Annotated in this window: 12 protein-coding genes; 2 read left to right on the plus strand and 10 right to left on the minus strand. The window is 71.2% G+C overall.

What is annotated here, in order from left to right; genetic code table 11:
* Window positions 1–3: 3 nt before the first annotated feature.
* The 4 genes from mobA to ACSRUE_RS01940 all read right to left on the minus strand — a co-directional run bounded on the left by mobA (window position 4) and on the right by ACSRUE_RS01940 (window position 4,216).
* Window positions 4–663, minus strand: a complete 660-nt coding sequence (mobA, locus tag ACSRUE_RS01925; RefSeq protein ID WP_441289530.1) for a molybdenum cofactor guanylyltransferase — start codon at window positions 661–663, stop codon at window positions 4–6.
* 143 nt (window positions 664–806) lie between these two features.
* Window positions 807–1,526, minus strand: coding sequence for an acetolactate decarboxylase (locus tag ACSRUE_RS01930; protein WP_441289531.1), 720 nt, complete (start codon window positions 1,524–1,526; stop codon window positions 807–809).
* A 31-nt stretch (window positions 1,527–1,557) separates the two neighbouring features.
* Complete coding sequence (locus ACSRUE_RS01935) at window positions 1,558–2,118, minus strand: MarR family winged helix-turn-helix transcriptional regulator (RefSeq protein WP_441289532.1); 561 nt, start codon at window positions 2,116–2,118, stop codon at window positions 1,558–1,560.
* A gap of 211 nt (window positions 2,119–2,329) precedes the next feature.
* On the minus strand, window positions 2,330–4,216 hold the full coding sequence (locus ACSRUE_RS01940; protein WP_441289533.1) for an FAD-binding oxidoreductase: 1,887 nt from the start codon (window positions 4,214–4,216) through the stop codon (window positions 2,330–2,332).
* Between the two features lie 232 nt (window positions 4,217–4,448).
* On the opposite strand from ACSRUE_RS01940, the gene ACSRUE_RS01945 reads away from it, so the two are divergent.
* Window positions 4,449–5,792 carry a CapA family protein gene (locus ACSRUE_RS01945; RefSeq protein ID WP_441289534.1) on the plus strand — a complete coding sequence of 448 codons (1,344 nt, stop codon included), beginning with the start codon at window positions 4,449–4,451 and terminating at the stop codon, window positions 5,790–5,792.
* A gap of 184 nt (window positions 5,793–5,976) precedes the next feature.
* On the opposite strand, the gene ACSRUE_RS01950 is transcribed toward ACSRUE_RS01945, so the two are convergent.
* Window positions 5,977–6,591 (minus strand): NAD(P)-dependent alcohol dehydrogenase, encoded by a 615-nt coding sequence (locus ACSRUE_RS01950; protein WP_441289535.1) that lies wholly within the window; start codon window positions 6,589–6,591, stop codon window positions 5,977–5,979.
* A 221-nt stretch (window positions 6,592–6,812) separates the two neighbouring features.
* Entirely contained in the window at window positions 6,813–7,973 is a 1,161-nt protein-coding gene (locus ACSRUE_RS01955; RefSeq protein WP_441289536.1) for a glycoside hydrolase family 11 protein, read from the minus strand.
* Here ACSRUE_RS01955 and ACSRUE_RS01960 point away from each other — a divergent pair.
* On the plus strand, window positions 7,963–8,238 hold the full coding sequence (locus tag ACSRUE_RS01960) for a hypothetical protein (RefSeq protein WP_441289537.1): 276 nt from the start codon (window positions 7,963–7,965) through the stop codon (window positions 8,236–8,238). The two genes, ACSRUE_RS01955 and ACSRUE_RS01960, sit on opposite strands and share 11 nt — an antisense overlap.
* A 614-nt stretch (window positions 8,239–8,852) precedes the next feature.
* Here the strand turns inward: ACSRUE_RS01960 and ACSRUE_RS01965 are convergent.
* From ACSRUE_RS01965 to ACSRUE_RS01980, 4 genes are all read right to left on the minus strand, one after another.
* A complete protein-coding gene (locus tag ACSRUE_RS01965; RefSeq protein ID WP_441289538.1) occupies window positions 8,853–9,695 on the minus strand; it encodes a hypothetical protein in 843 nt (280 codons plus the stop codon).
* A 60-nt stretch (window positions 9,696–9,755) separates the two neighbouring features.
* Window positions 9,756–11,597 (minus strand): vWA domain-containing protein, encoded by a 1,842-nt coding sequence (locus tag ACSRUE_RS01970; protein WP_441289539.1) that lies wholly within the window; start codon window positions 11,595–11,597, stop codon window positions 9,756–9,758.
* A 284-nt stretch (window positions 11,598–11,881) separates the two neighbouring features.
* Window positions 11,882–12,853 carry a type II secretion system protein GspC gene (gene gspC / locus ACSRUE_RS01975; RefSeq protein WP_441289540.1) on the minus strand — a complete coding sequence of 324 codons (972 nt, stop codon included), beginning with the start codon at window positions 12,851–12,853 and terminating at the stop codon, window positions 11,882–11,884.
* A gap of 404 nt (window positions 12,854–13,257) precedes the next feature.
* Entirely contained in the window at window positions 13,258–14,817 is a 1,560-nt protein-coding gene (locus tag ACSRUE_RS01980) for a BNR repeat-containing protein (RefSeq protein WP_441289541.1), read from the minus strand.
* Window positions 14,818–14,990: the final 173 nt, after the last annotated feature.

Here is a 14,990-nt window from a genome sequence, read left to right on the forward strand (position 1 = left end):
GGCTCAGTCGAGCTCGCGCAGCGCCGCCGCGTACTCCTCGGGCGTGTTCAGGTTGCGCAGCGATCGCAGCGCCGGATCCGCAGCGCAGAGCCGCGGATCCGCGAGCAGGAGCTCCGGATCCGCGACAAGGGTGCGCGCCCGATCGAACAGGGTGGAGAGCCGCAGCGTGCCCTCGGCGAGCAAGGCCGCCACCTCGCCGCGCACCGAGCAGGCGTACACCGCGGCGAGCGGGTGATGGTGCCCCTCCGCCCGCGGCACCGCGATGGCGTGGCCGCCCGCCTGGAGCTCCGCGAGGCGCCGCACGAAGGCGGGGTGCAGGAAGGGCGCGTCGGTCGAGGCAACGTAGGCCCGCTCGGCGAGCGGCGCGACCGCATCGAGCCCGGCCGCGATGCCCTGCAGCGGCCCCCGGCCCTCCACCGGATCGCGCACGAGCAGCACCCCCTCCGGCAACGACGGCAGCTCTTGCCCCGGCGCCGCGACCACCACGATCGGCCAGGCCGCCTCGCCGAGGCGTTGCACCACCCGCTGGAGCAGCGCCTCGCCCCCGAACGGCAGCCATGCCTTGGGGCGCCCCATCCGGCGGCTCTGCCCGCCGCACAGCACGACGCCCGCGAGCCCGGCCACGCGGCCCGCCCCGCCGCCGTCCTCCGAGGGCGCCGTCATGAGCTGCACCGCCGTCCTGCATACCACCCCGCCTCGGAACATGCGCTCGCTGCGCGCGCCAAGCGCCCCGGGGGCCTCCGGCAGCAAGCGGAGGCGACGAGCGGCGCCCGGCGCGCGGAGACGGCGGCGCGGGAGGTCAAGCCTCAAGGCGCCGGCAGGAGGACCCGCGCGCCGCGGGCGAGCGTCACGCCGTCCACGTGGCCCATCAGCGGTCGCTCCGGCAGGACGACGTGAAAGTGCGTGTTCGACCCCATGTGCGTGAAGACGCCGTGGTGGCGCTTCGAGAAGAAGCCCACCAGCACCCCCTCGGCGGCAGGCAGCGCTCCGTTCACCGACGCCCGGACATGGTCCGCGTGACCGCCGCCGGGGGCGAGCTTTCTCCCGTCGACGACGTGCCAGCGGAGATCGCGGAAGCCGCCGCGCACCTGGACCGGGACAGCGCCCTCCGTGTCGAGCCCGCGCTCCCGCAGCAAGGCCTCGATGCGCGCGTCGATCTGCCCGTCAGGCACGTCGGCGTCGAGCGTCGCCTCCTGCCAGCCCGCGACGTTCGCCACCACGAAGAGCGTCGCCTGCTCCTCCGCCCCGGCGGGGCGCACGTCGAGCGTCCCGTCGTCGCGCGCATAGGAGGTCCAGATCGCGTCGTCGACGACCGTCACCTCCCCGCGCAGCGCGCTGAGCGCCCCGATCCCGAACGCGCGCGGGCCCGGCACCACATCGCCGATGCGCACGGCGGGCCCCGTCTGCCCCTCGTGCATGATCGCGCGCAGCGCGCCGAACGAGCGGACCTGCACCGCCGCCGGCGGGCCCGGCGCGGGTCCCGCAGCGGCCTCGCTGGCAGGCGTGCAGGAGGCGATCGGGGACATCAGGAGAGCTCCGAGGAGCCCGAGAAGAACGCTAGGGAGAGTCGCTCGCATCGCTCGCATGGGGTTGCTCCTCTGTCGCGCGCGTCACGCGCGAGAGCGCGCGATTCAGGACGTGCAGCGCGCGCACCACGGCGGCGCGCTCCTCGCAGGGGATGGCGTCCACGATCGACTGGAACCGCAGCAGGCTTTGCCCCTCGAGTCGCCCCGCCACGCGGCGCCCGGCCGAGGTGAGCCGCAGGCGGCGGACCCGCGCGTCTTCCTCGCTGACGTCCTGTTCGACCCGGCCATCCTCGCGAAGGCGCTGTATCAGCCGGGTGACATTGCTCTTGTCGATGCCGAGCGCCCGCCGCAGGTCGCTCTGGGAGAGCTGCACGCCCGCCCGCTCGGCGTCCGCCAGGACCGTCAGGGCGTGGGCCTCGCGCGGCGCCACCCGGACGCCGCACGGCGTGCGCTCCTCGTCCAGGAGACCGAAGCCGCGCACGAAAGCGCGGACCTCCGAGCGCAGCTCTCTCGTGGTCACCCTCCGAGGAGACCACAGATGGTTGCGATGCGCAACCAGTTGCGAGGCAGGGACGTTCCGCGCCGCGGCCACCTCCGGCTCACGGCCGGCGACCGCCGAATTGTGATGTTTCTGCGGCATGAGGTCGTGCCGCTCGGCGGCTCTGGATAGCCGACGAGGCGTTCAACCACGAGGATCGATGCCATGGCGCTGCCCTCGACGGGGAGCACGACGCAGGGATCTCAGCGGCTGGCGCGGCGCTTCCAGCAGCGCCGCGCACTGCCGGCGGCCGCGCCGCCCAGGGTCAAGGCGAGGGCGCTCGCCCCTGCTCCTCCGCGCTCGAGAGCGCGACCTCGCCGAGCACGCCGTGGTTCGCCGCGCCGAACAGGTTGTCCGGATCGACGGCCTGCTTCACCTGCTGCATGAAGGCGCGCGCGCCGTCCGAGTAGATATCCTTCACGAAATCCTGCCGGATCTTGCCGATCCCGTGGTGGTGGGACAGCGACCCTCCGGCGGCGAGGATCTCCTCTCGCGCGGCGTGCTCCATCTCGGCGTAATGGCGCACGGGATCGTCGACGCCCTTGGCGTAGAAGCCGAGATAGAAATAGATGCAGACCCCCGTGGGGTAGACCTGGGTGATGCGGCCGGTGAAGAACGGCTTGCCAGGCAGGCGCCGCTGCTCGTGCTCGCGCAGGATGCGCTGGCGCACCCGGTCGTAGAGCTCGAGCGCCCGGCTCCACGGGACGCTCGTCTCGAAGCTCTCCGCGATCGCCCAGTGCTCGAACGTGAGATCGCGGATGTACGCGATGCCGAAGGTGAGCTGATAGCCGCGCTCGCCGTTCGCCGCGCCCGCCTTCATCCCGCCGTGCTGCGCCGCGATGCGGTAGAGCGTCTTCTCCTGGAAGTCGACCTCCTCCTTCGTCCCCTCGAACACGAGGGTGGCGACGGCGAGCTGGTGCGGATCGAAGCCCTTGATCCGGGTCACCACGAGCTTCTCCGCCTGGCTCTTCACCCGGGCGAGCAGCCCGGACTTCTTCGGCTTGAGCGCCTGACCGAAATGGAACTGCGTGTTGTCCATGACGCGCACGCTCGCGGGCAGCGCGCCGGCGCCCTGCAGGTCGTAGAGGAACGCGAGCCCGCGCGCGAGGTCGGGGAAGATGACGCTGCCGTAGCGCTGGACCTCGGGCAGGGGGAACAGCTTGACGACAGCGCTGGTGACGATTCCATAGTTGCCCTCGCTGCCGAACATGCAGTTCTTCGGGTTGGCGCCGACGCTCTCGCGCGGGGCCACGTGCGGCCGCTCGACCACGCCGCGCGCGGTCACGACCTGCATGTCGAGGACGAGATCCTCGATGTTGCCATACCGGTTCTTCTTCATCCCGCTCGCGTTCGTCGCGATCCACCCCCCGAGGGTCGAGAACTCGAGGCTGTCGGGCTCGTGCCCCATGGTGAGCCCGTGCTTCTCGAGCTCCGCGACGATGTGCCGCCCGGTCGCGCCCGCCTCGATGCAGGCCATGCGGTTCACCGGATCGAGCCAGAGGATCCTGTTCATGCGCCGCATGTCGACCGCGATCACGGTCCGCTCCTCGTGGATCGACAGGCGCAGGGCGTCCGTGACGTTGGTGCCGCCGCCGAACGGGACGAGGCACGCGCCGTGTTGCTTGGCGACCTCGGTGAGGCGCACGACGTCGTCGTGCGACGCGGGGAACACGACGAGATCCGGGACGCGCTCGAGGCGCTCGTAGCGGATCGCCCAGATCTCGGCGCCGGTGTGGCCGTGGCCGCGCCGGAGGCGCACGAGGGGGTCCTGCGAGATCTGATCGTCCGCCAGGAAGCCGCGGAGCGCGGCGAGCAGCTCGCTCGCGACCCTGGCGTCGGGGATCCGGGGCGGGTAGTGCGGCTCGTTGCGGTTCTCGTAGGAGAGCGGCGCGGCGAGCGTGGCCGACATCCACGGGAGCAGCGACGGCAGCTCGACGTTGCTGATGCTGTACCGCGCGCCGGTCAGCACGACGCTGCCGCTCGGCTTGACGACGAACCGGGTGTCGGCGAAGCCCCAGCCGTCCTTGCGCTCCTCGTCGCGCGCCTCGTCGCGCGCCGCGGGGCCCGGCACGATGCGCGTGCTCGACGGCGTCGCGCCGCGCGAAGAGAGCAGCGTCGCGCCCGAGGGAGTCTCACGTCTTCGATTCACCATGGAGATAAGGCCTTCCAAGCAACCCGCGCACGAGCGCGCGTCCAGTCCCGAGTAGGTCGCGCTGGAGCGGGCCGGACGTCCATCGAGAGGACGCGGCCGCCGATCGACGCCGCGGCTCCTCTGGGCCCGCTCAACGCGCGGCGATGGTGGCACGAACGTCTGCGGGCGTACCACCGGATACTTGGGCGCGGCCGCGGGCCCGTGGATAATGCGCGCCGAGACGCCGCTCGCGATGCGCCCTGCCCCTTTCTTCCTCGCGATGTGCGCAGCCGCCGCGCAGATCGGCTGCGAGCGGCCCACCAACGTGGGCGCCGGGCTCGCGCCTCCGCCCGCCGTCGCGCCTGCCGCGCCGCGCGACGTCGCGGAAGCGACCCGGGAAGCCCGCGCCGCGCCGGCCGCCACCGCCGCGCCGGCCGCCGCCGCCGCGCCGGCCGCCACCGCCGCGCCGGCCGCCACCGCCGCGCCGACCGCCACCGTCGCGCCGGCTGCCACCGCCGCGCCGGCTGCCACCGCCGCAACCGCCGCGCCGGCCGACGCGATCACGTTCCTCGCCGGCGGCGACGTCTGCCTCGGCAAGGCGCTCGGCCAGGAGCTGCTCCGCGATCCGGCGTACGATCCGTTCGCCTCCGTCGCGGCGCTGTTCGCGTCCGCCGACGTGCGCTTCGTCAACCTCGAGAACCAGCTCAGCGACCAGGGCGGAGAGACCCAGCACCCGCGCCAGCCGCTCGTGTTCGTAGGCCCGCCGGCCGGCGCGGGTGCGCTCGCGCGCGCCCGCATCGGCGTGGTGTCGCTCGCGAACAACCACATGTGGGACTACGGCAAGGGCGCGTTCCTCGAGACGCTCGGCCACCTGGAGCGCGCGGGCGTCGCCTACGTGGGCGCCGGCCGGACGCGGCTCCAGGCGTACGCGCCGGCCGTCATCGAGCACCGCGGCTTCCGCGTGGCGCTGCTGGCCGTGACCGGCATCTGGAACCAGGGCTCGCTCTGGCAGCACCCGGCGCGGGAGTTCGTTGCCGCCGCGGAGCGGGACGGGCTCGCCGCCGCGGTGCGCGCCGCGCGCAAGCAGCCTGGCGTCGACGCCGTCGTGGTGAGCTACCACGGCGGCACCGAGTACCTGGACACCCCGCTCCCGCAGGCGCGCGCGCTCGCCGGCGCCGCCATCGACGCGGGCGCCGACGCCTTCCTCGGCCACCACCCGCACGTGCTCCAGGGCATCGAGCTCCGCCGCGGCCGGCCCATCTTCTACAGCCTCGGCAACTTCCTCATGAAGGTGAAGAGGACCGGCCCCGCGGTCGAGCTCGCGATGCTCGCGCGCCTGCGCCTGCGGCGAGGCGCGCCGCCCCTCGCGGAGATCTGCCCCGTGCGCAGCGAGGGCCTCGGGACCGTCCCGCTCGCGGCCGACCCGCGGCGGGCCGAGACCGAGGCGGCGTTCGCCGAGCGGATGCGCCGCGTCTCGGCGTTCGTCAAGGGCGAGCCGGCGATCGGCCCCTTCGCCGCCGACGGCTGCGCGCCGCTCGAGCCCGCCGCGGAGGCGGCCCCCGCGTCGCCGCCGAGGGTCGCCAGCCCGATCCGCTGAACGCGGCCTGCTCATCGTGGGCAGACAGGCCGCCCGCGGTGTTGCTCCCGGCCCGCCAGCACCCACCCGAGATGGCACGCATCGCGCGTCACCCCGTCCGCCCAGCAATCTGTAGAGCGCCGCGGCGTCCAGCGCCCGTCGGCTCCTGCGCCCTGCTGGGCCGCATGGGGGTAGAATAGACCCCTCACTCCGTGAGCTTCAGCACCACGTTGCCCGTCTTCTGCCCGGACGCGACGTAGGCATAGGCCTCCTGGACCGCATCGAGGGCAACGGTACGGTCGATGACGGGCCGGAAATGGCGCTCGGCGACGAGCCGGCCCAGCACCCCCAGGAACGCCTTCCGATCGACGGGTATCGGGAACACGACCCGCTGTCCGCCGAGCACGGGCGTGGCGAGCGCCAGGAATGGATTCTGCCAGCCAGTTCCGGGTTCCGAGGAAACGTACACGCCCCTGGGCGTCAACAAGCGCTTGCAGGCGCCGAACGTGCTCTTTCCGACCGCATCGAATACGTGGTCATAGACCTGGTCGTCCCGGGTAAAGTCCGATTGCTCGTAGTTGATGACCCTGCTGGCCCCGAGTGACCTCAACAGCTCCAGGTTCCTGGTGTTCCCCACCGCGGTCACGGTGGCGCCCAGGTGGACGCAGATCTGCAGAAGCGCGGATCCGATCGCCCCGGTAGCCCCGTTGATCAGCACGCGCCGATCCTTCTCGAGGCCCGCGCGCTGGGTGATGCTGTAAGCATACCAGGCGCCCTCGATGCAGGCTGCAGCCTCCTCGAAGCTCAGGCCGGCGGGCATGCATCCTGCGTGAGCGAAAAGCGGCCCCTACCCATCATCTAACGGGAGCGTCGACACCTTGGCGCCGCGCGCCGCGCGCCGACGCCGTCGAGGCCGCCCGCGCAGCGGGTCGGAGCGAAGCGGAGGGCCTCGATGGCGTCGAGCACGGCGCCATCGAGGCATTCGGCGGGCGTTCGCGCCGTACCCCACGAAACGCTCAGGAGTGCCACATTCTCATTCGATCAGGGCGTCGCGTTCCAGACGCGACCAGCGGCAGTTCCATTGCTACCGGGGTTGAACACCTCGACGGCCAGGACCTGATAGGTGGGGTCGTCGCTCGCATCCAGGTTGTTCATGTTCGGGAGAGTCCAGCCGTTGTCGGCCCATGCCTTCACGTGATCGGCGAAGATGATCTTGTGGTCCTGGTTGAGGGCCTGCGGTTGAGCAGGCTTGCTCCAGTATTGGTAGAAGGTGGAGCGACCATTGATGGAGGGCTGCTGATTCCGCGTCGAGCGGTAAGTGGAATACTGGACCCCATCGCTCGTGAAGGTCTTGCCAGCGGTGGCACCCGCGCTGGGATCATAGCTCCATCGCTGCAGGATGTAATACTCCACCAGGTGCGCCGCGTTCGACGTGGGCATGCTCTTGTCGTACCCCCAGCCGTACAGAGCGATATAGCTCGCGCCGCTGTCGCTATTGAGGCGGTAGCCGATCACCCTCTTCTCATCTCCGTAATGCCACCCTGGACCACCGACATAGTTATAGCCGCCGCCCTGCCAGGTCACGCTGAACTCGCCGTTCGGGTCCACGGTCATCGATGTCGAGCCGCCATCTTTCCAGTGAGTAAAGAAGAAGTCACCGACGTGGCCCGTCGCGTGATTCGAATTGATCACAGTCTTCTCAGTGTATTGCTTAGTGTATGCTGAGTACTTGGAGAAATCGGGAAGGGGCGCGGCCGTCGTATCCAGCTCTCCATCGTTGGAGAAAATAGCAAACCCTGCGATGGTGGGGTTATCTACACCCTTGATCAGCTCAATGGTGACGCTGCCGTCATTCACCGCGACATCCGCGAAGGTCTCCGTGTGGCCCACGTCATGACCAACCTCGGCATAGATATCCAGATCACTGATAACGGTGTTACCCTCGATCGCAACGCCAAATTTGCGCGATCCAGCGCTGGTTTTATTGATCTCCGCGAAATGCAATTTCACGGTATATTTGCCATTGGCGGTGACCGGAATTTCATATTTGAATGCGCCATACCGCTCTGTTTGATAAAGCTGCCCACCGACAACAGAGTCTTGCGTGCTGTTGGGCGTACCACCGTTAGAGTATTTGTCCGCCTGGTACTCTACACCATCGACCGTCGCACTCGAATTGCTACCGGAGTTGATGGCGACCACCAATGCGAGATCGCCACCAGACGAGCTGGAGCTGCTCGAAGACGAGCTGGAGCTGCTCGAAGACGAGCTGGAGCTGCTCGAAGACGAGCTGGAGCTGCTCGAAGATGAGCTGGAGCTGCTCGAAGACGAGCTGGAGCTGGAGCTGGAGGATGACGAGCTGCTAGAAGACGATGAGCTGCCCGAGGGCTCTGTGGGATTGGCATCATCGCCGCAGCCTGCCAGCGCGACTGACGCGAACGCCAGGAGGAACCAACGAGAGAATTGATTCTGCTTTGACTTTGTCATAGGTATTTCCAATGTTTCCCGAAGATGCACACGAAGCGACTCGCCTGTCATGGACTCTCTGTCGCGCATTGAGACCAGGGGGACAATGACATTCGAAGCTGATCACACAGGAACACGCAGCGCCATTCGCAGAGTCCGAGATCTCGTCCGGACACCCACGTTTTTTCTGAAAGATTACGTGGTCCTTCGACTAAATTTATACGCCATGGATCGGCCGCGACACAACGCCATTTTGCACGGTTTGCTTGCTCGCATTTCTCACCCGACGCTGGCACAGAGGGGGCGGAAAATGCCAGCAGGACTGAGCCGGGCCGGACGAGGATCCTATGAGTGGATCGCGCAGAGAGGCGCGTTCCGGCTCCTGCCAACGGTCATGCGACTCAACAGGTCGAGGACGACGTACAGGCAGTAGTAGACCCCAGGCAGCGGCCCGCGCAGCTCGGTGATGTCCCACGTCCAGATCGGGTTGGGGGCCGCGGCGGTGAGCGCCGCCTGGCGCGCTTCATCGGCGCACGCTGGGCGCGCCGCTCTCGCCGGAGGCGGCGAGCAGCCGGTACATCGCGCGGAGGGCGGCGAGGCGGAAATCCTTCCTCCTCAGGCCCCCCGGCGCCGCGCGCCGTGCACCTCGTCGACCGCCTCGAGCGCGCTCTCGATCTCGCGGACGAGCTCGTCCGCCGCCTGCTGCTCCCTGTCGGCGCGCGCCTCCACGGCCGACGCGTCGAGGCGCAGCTCCACCCGCCGCAGCACCTCCGCGACCCGCTTGCCCTCGGCCGAGGCGGCGTCCACGCGCCGCCGCTTCAGCGCGCCCAGCGCGGCCTCCACGGCCGGCACGAGCGGCGCGGCCACGACGGGGTCGGCGGCCTTCAGCTTGGCCCGCGCGCGGTTCGCCAGCCCGATCAGCTGGCCGAACGGCGATCGGGCGCGCCGGCGCTGCACGACCCACCCGACCGAGGCGAGCACGCCGAGGCCGAGGAGCACCGCGGCGCCCTGCACATACGGCGCGACCGACGGCGGCACGGGAGGCACCAGCGCGTCCGGCACCTCGACCGTGATGCCCCCGTGAAGGCAGCTGCCCAGCTCCTGCGCCGTCTGGAGCCGCGAGCGCGCGAGCGGCAGGAGCCGGAGCGGGAGGCACGGGGCTTCCACGCCCGCGAGCGCGCACGCGGGGGCCGGATCCCCGGTCGCGATGGCGTGGACCTCGTGGGTCGCGGGGTCGCGGCTCGTCATGTGAAAGCCGCCCTGCTCGAGGTCGACGAGCCCGCCGCTGTCGACCGACGCGCCGCCCGGCGCGCCCGCGGGCCAGGTCGTCGTCGCCGCGTCGATGACCGAGGCGTCGGTCGAGCAGACCAGCTTGCCGCGGAGGACGATCTCGCCGCCCGGCGCGACGTCGACGTGCTGCGCCGCCACATCGCGCCGGAGTGTGAATGTCTGGGTCATGTCCGCCCCTCGGCTCCGCCGGTGGATCGCCGCTGCGCCATCGTGCCCCGTGCCCCGCCCTCAGTGAAGATGCGTCCGCGAGGCCGTCTCGAGCAGCATCGCCAGCACGAGCGGATCCCCCAGGCCGCCCGCGGCCCCCGCGTGGCCGCGGAGGCGCGCGAGGCGGGCCGCGTCCTTCAGGAAGAGCGGCTCCCCGAGCGCCTCGGCCGCGGCATGCAGGATCCCCTCCCGCTCGGAGAGCAGCGCGGCGGCGCGGGCGCGATCGCCGAGCGCGATCTGGCGGGCGGCCTCGGCCAGCGTCTCGCCGGCGGCGAAGCCCTGGATCGTGCGGGCGACCGACGGATCGACGCTCGCCGCGCTGTCCGCGTCGCCGGTCGCGTACGCGACCCGGAGCGGCGCCTCGTCCACGACGTTCTTCTTGGCGACGCGGTCCTTGTACTTGAGCTCGATCGCCGCGATGGCCCGCGTGTCGGCGCCCGCCGGGAGGCCCAGCTTGAAGAGCATCGCGTGGCTGTCGTCGCGCGAGAACGCCGGGATGAAGAACCGCATCCCGCCCTCGGCGTCGTCCTGCCGGTCCCGCTCGATGCCGTCTCGCTTCGCGGACTGCGCGTCCGCCGCGACCTCGATCGTCCGCACGCGCGCCGCCTCCACGTCGTTCAGCCGGCGCGACCCGTAGACCTGGAGCAGCTTCACGTCCGGCTTCAGCCGCACCCGCAGCTCGACCGCGGTCGCGACCGGATCGAGCCGCCTGTCGAGCTCCGTCGCGAGGGCCGGGGCGATTTGATCCGGATCGCGCAGGTAGTAGTACCCGCCCGCGCCGTCGCTCGCGATGGCGCTCATCAGCGCGCCGTCGTAGTCGGCGCCGAGCCCGAACGTGCTCGTCTGGACGCCGCCCTGGAAGGCGTCCAGCGCGAGCCGCGAGAGCCGCTCCGAGCTCGTGATCCCGGCGTTCGCGCGCCCGTCGGAGAGCAGCAGCACGACCTTCACCGCGCCCTCGGGGATGCCCGGCCGGGCGGCCTGCGCGTAGCCGAGCGCGAGGCCCTGGCCGATGTTGGTGCCGCCGCCCTCGCGGATGCCGTCGATCGTGGCCTTGATCGCCGCCCGCCGCGGCCCGACGGGCCCATCGTCGATCCTGACGTCGGCGCCGCTCGAGAAGGTGACGAGGGAGAAGTCGTCGTTCGCGTCGAGCCTGTCGACGAGCGCCCGGGCCGCGTCGCGCGCCCGCGCCATCGGCTCGCCCTGCATGGATCCGCTCACGTCGAGCACGAGGTGCACCGACAGGTGCGGCCGCGCCGCGGGCGCCTGCGCCGTCGAGCGGAGCGCGACGCGCACGTGCACCGGGCCGCCGCCGGGCGGGACCCGCGTGCGCTCGAGGTCCGTGCGCAGGGCGAGCGCCGCGCCCTTCGGGACGTCGATCGACGGGGCGTAGCGGGCGCCGACGTCGCTGACCAGCTCGCGCCCGTCGGGCGGGACGATGCCGCGCGCGACCGCGGACTCGAACGCGGCGAGGTGGCCGCCGCCGGGGCGGTACGTGGTGGCGAAGCGGCCGTTCGGGTCGAGGCCCGCGGCCTCGGGCGCCACGGCGCGGGCCGCGCCCTCGCCCGGCGCTGCGGTGGCCGCCGGGGCGGGGGCCAAAAGGCCGCCGGCGCCCGCGCGCCCCTTCCCGCCCGCCATGTCGCGCGTGGGGGCGGCGAGCTCACGCGCCGTCAGGGGTTCGGCGGCCGACGCCACGGCCTCGCGCTTCGCCCCGGCGGCGTTCCCCACCGGCATCGACGCCGGGGACGCCTCCGACGTCGCGGGGGCTTCCTTCGTGCTGCACGCGATCCCCGCCCCCGAGAGCCCCAGCACGAGCGCGCCGCCGAGGAGCGCTCGCCTCACCCACACGATTCCGAGTTCGTTCATGGTCTTCCCCTCCCGCGGACAGAGCGGGTGCTCGGTCTGACGGGTGAGCGCCGCGTCTGTTCTGTCGCTCCGCTCCGGAGCGACGGCGCCGGCCGCCGCCGGGCGCTCCAGCCAGAGACAGCGGCGATCGCAGATTGTTCGGCAGGGGTCGTCCGTGCGCCGGCGGACGGCCGCCGCGCCAGCCGCCGCCCGGTCGCCGCCACCCGCAGGTGCGACAAGGCCGGGGGGCGCCCGGCGCCGCTCCTGCACGGAGCGCGGCTGCCGGCCGGGCCCGCCTCCTCGCCTCAGCGGATGTTGACCCTGAGCCTCGTCGGGCGGCCGTCGCGCTCGACGACGACGGAAAGGCTCTTGTCGGAGCGCATGCGCGAGTAGGCCAGCATGGCCTTCTGTGGGTCCGTCAGGTCGATGCCGTTGATCGATTTCACGATATCGCCGCTCTGCACCCCGAACGACTCGAGCACCGAGCCTGGCTTGACCATCATCTTCAGCCCGATCACCTTGTTGTCCCGCATCTCCGGTATCGCCGCCGAGGTCTGCGTCACGAGCTCGGGCTGCGCGAAGATCTTCTCGGCCGCCGAGCGGTCGATGTCGATCTCCGTGTCGCTCACCCGCTGCATCCGCGAGGCGATCTCGGGCGGGACATCGCTCCTGCTGCTCGGGCGGTACGTCGCGCGGGACGGAGCCGGCGCTGCCGCCTGCGGCTCGGGCTCCTTCTTGCCGCCCTCTCCGCCCTTCTTGCCGAGCTGCATCTGGCAGCGCGCGCCCCCCGAGGTCGAGGTCATCCACACCCGATCCCAGGCGATGTCCTCGACCTTGCGGCCGCCGATCTCTCCGCCTCGCCGCCCGAGCGCCGTGTGTCCGCCGTCGCTCTCGACGGCGGCGAACGACCATTCGGGGTCCTCGGACATGGCGATCAGCACGACGCGGCCCGTATCGCAGGGTGGAGCGAGGTAGGGGTCGAGCTGCGAGAGATCCGCCGGGGCGGCGGGCGCGGCGCTCGGCGGGGGTACGAGCGGCCCTGTCGTCGAGTCGAACGGATTGCGCTCGAGGATCGGCGCGGCGCTCGGCGGGGGATCCTCCTCGGAGAGCGGCGCCTCGACAGGATCTGTGACGAGGGGGGCGGACGTCTCGCCGTCCCGCGTGATCTGGTGGGCGATGAGCTGAGATACCCCGGAGGCCTGAAAATACGCGGAGACCGCGACCAACCCTCCCAGGATGAATGCGAATCGGCGCTTGACGAACGCGTCCGGGTTCATGAGTAACGCTCCTCCTGGCCGGAGCGCGCCGGGGCTCGCTGCGCGAGTGTCCCTTGCCGCCGCGGCGTTCGCGGCAGTGCACGCCCTCGCCACCGGCAAGACCGCGCCTCAGGGCGAGCACCGAGCGTGCCTGCGCGAGAGCGAGCGCGACGCGCGTCCCCATGGGCCAGGGACTGCCGCTCTGACTGGACCGCTCAGCGCCGGTCGCGGCTCGTCCGATACGGACGCGGAGCGCGCCCCGCGGGCATCACGCGCGTCGCCCGGAGGAACAACCGGAAGATCCGTCGATCAGGGGAGAGCTGGTGGGCAACGGGGACGGCGCCACGAGCGAGCTCGCGCGCTCGCCCGGGAGAACGGGGCCGTGAAGGGCGCGCTCGGGGACCGAGGAGCGCCCTTCGCGCGGCTCAGCGGAGCGTGTACTCCAGGCCCCAGATGTCCACGGAGCTCCGCGCTGGGTAGTACACGGTGAGCTCGTCCGAGGTCTCGAGCCGAGCAGCGTCGATCAGAGGATCGGAGAAGAACCGGCCCGAGTCGGCGGCGTCGAGGAGCGTCCAGGTCGCGTAGCCGTCGCTCGGGGAGGCGCCGGCGATGCGGAGATCGGGGAGGAGCGCATAGACGTTCTCGGTGGAGGAGATCGCGAGCTTGCCCCGGAAGTTCTGGACCACCTTCAAGCCGATGCCGTGGCGCGCCCAGGTCCCGTCGGTGTCGCGGAGATAATGGAAGAACTCGCTGCGCGTCCGGGCGCTGGTGAAGTTCGAATTGTCGGCCTCGGCGTCGGGGAGGTGCGAGAGCAGCACATGGACACGGCCGCTCGCGTCGACCGTCATGTGTTCCTGGTTGATGAGCCCTCGGTTCTGGCCGATGGGCCACACCGAGAGGCCCGTCGTGCTCCGTGTCACGAAGGAGCCGCCGGTCGTCGCGACCGTGGCGCCCGCGTTGTTCTTCCAGGTGCGCCCGTGATCGTCGCTGTAGACGTACAGGAGATCGTGGTTGGTCGTCGCGTCGGGCGTGTCCCGCCAGCACCACGCCGCGTGCAGGCGCGAGCCGCCGCGCGTGTACGACAGGCCGTGCAGGTAGGCGTTCATGCTGGCGTCGGTGCCCTCGATGTACTCGCCGAGCGCGGTCCAGGCGTGCGCCGTGGCGTCGTACTCCCACAGGTGCTCGTCGCCGCTGCCGCTCTCGCCGATCCGGGCGCTCAGGAGCATCCTGTCCCCGCCGGGCTCGGTGACGAACCGCGGGTACGTCACGAGGGACACGCGGGTCGATCCGACGAGCGCGCTCGAGACGGCGCCGAAGCTCGAAGCGGCCCAGGCCGCGCCTTCCGGGTCCGTCAGGAGACCCGTGACCGAGCGGCGGTAGTGCAGGTTGCTGCCGTGGTGATCGAACGCGAGGTGCAGCGTGCCGTCGCCCGGCGCGATCCCGAGAGAGATCGTGTTGTGGGCGTCGTCGGCGCTCAGCCGGTAATCCTTGAAGTCGAACTTCTCCCAGGCGCCTGCCGCTCCGCCGGGGCTCGCCGGCAGCCGCCGTCGCGCGAGGACGACGTTGCGGTTGGTGTTCCAGAAGGCGGTGTACTGGAAGCCGCCGAACGACACGATCGCGTCCTGCTGGAACGACTCGCCGTTCAGGTAGCCGCCGTAGGACACCACGGTGAGCCCCGACTCCGCGAGCTTCCCCTCGCCGAGCTTGACGATCCCCGGCGCGACGGGCTCCGCCCCGCCGCCGCCGGTCGTCGTGCTGCTGACGGTCGTGCTGCCGACCGTCGCGCCGCTGGTCGTCGTGCCGCCCCCCGCGCCGGTGGCTTCGGAGGTCGTCGCGACCGCGCCGCCGCCGCCCGGGTTCGCGCCGCCTGAGCCTGAGGAGGTCGACGACTCGGACGTCGAGGGGCGCTCGCCATCGCCGCAGCTCGTCAGCCAGACGACCGGCGCAAGGACGGGCAGGATGGAGAAGATACGTCGGAGGGTCATGCGTTTGCGCGAGGATACTCGCCGTGCCGCGGCGGTACCAAGCGAGGCAAGCGGTGATCGTTGAAGGATTCGCGGCAGGTAGCTCTCCAGCAATCGCATTGCGCTGTCATCGCCCGCCGACCAGAGCGGTCCGAAGAGGGCGCTCCCCAGGGAGACCTGGCAGCGCGGCGTGG

The organism is Sorangium sp. KYC3313, from assembly GCF_052075895.1.
GTDB lineage: Bacteria > Myxococcota_A > Polyangia > Polyangiales > Polyangiaceae > Sorangium > Sorangium cellulosum_B.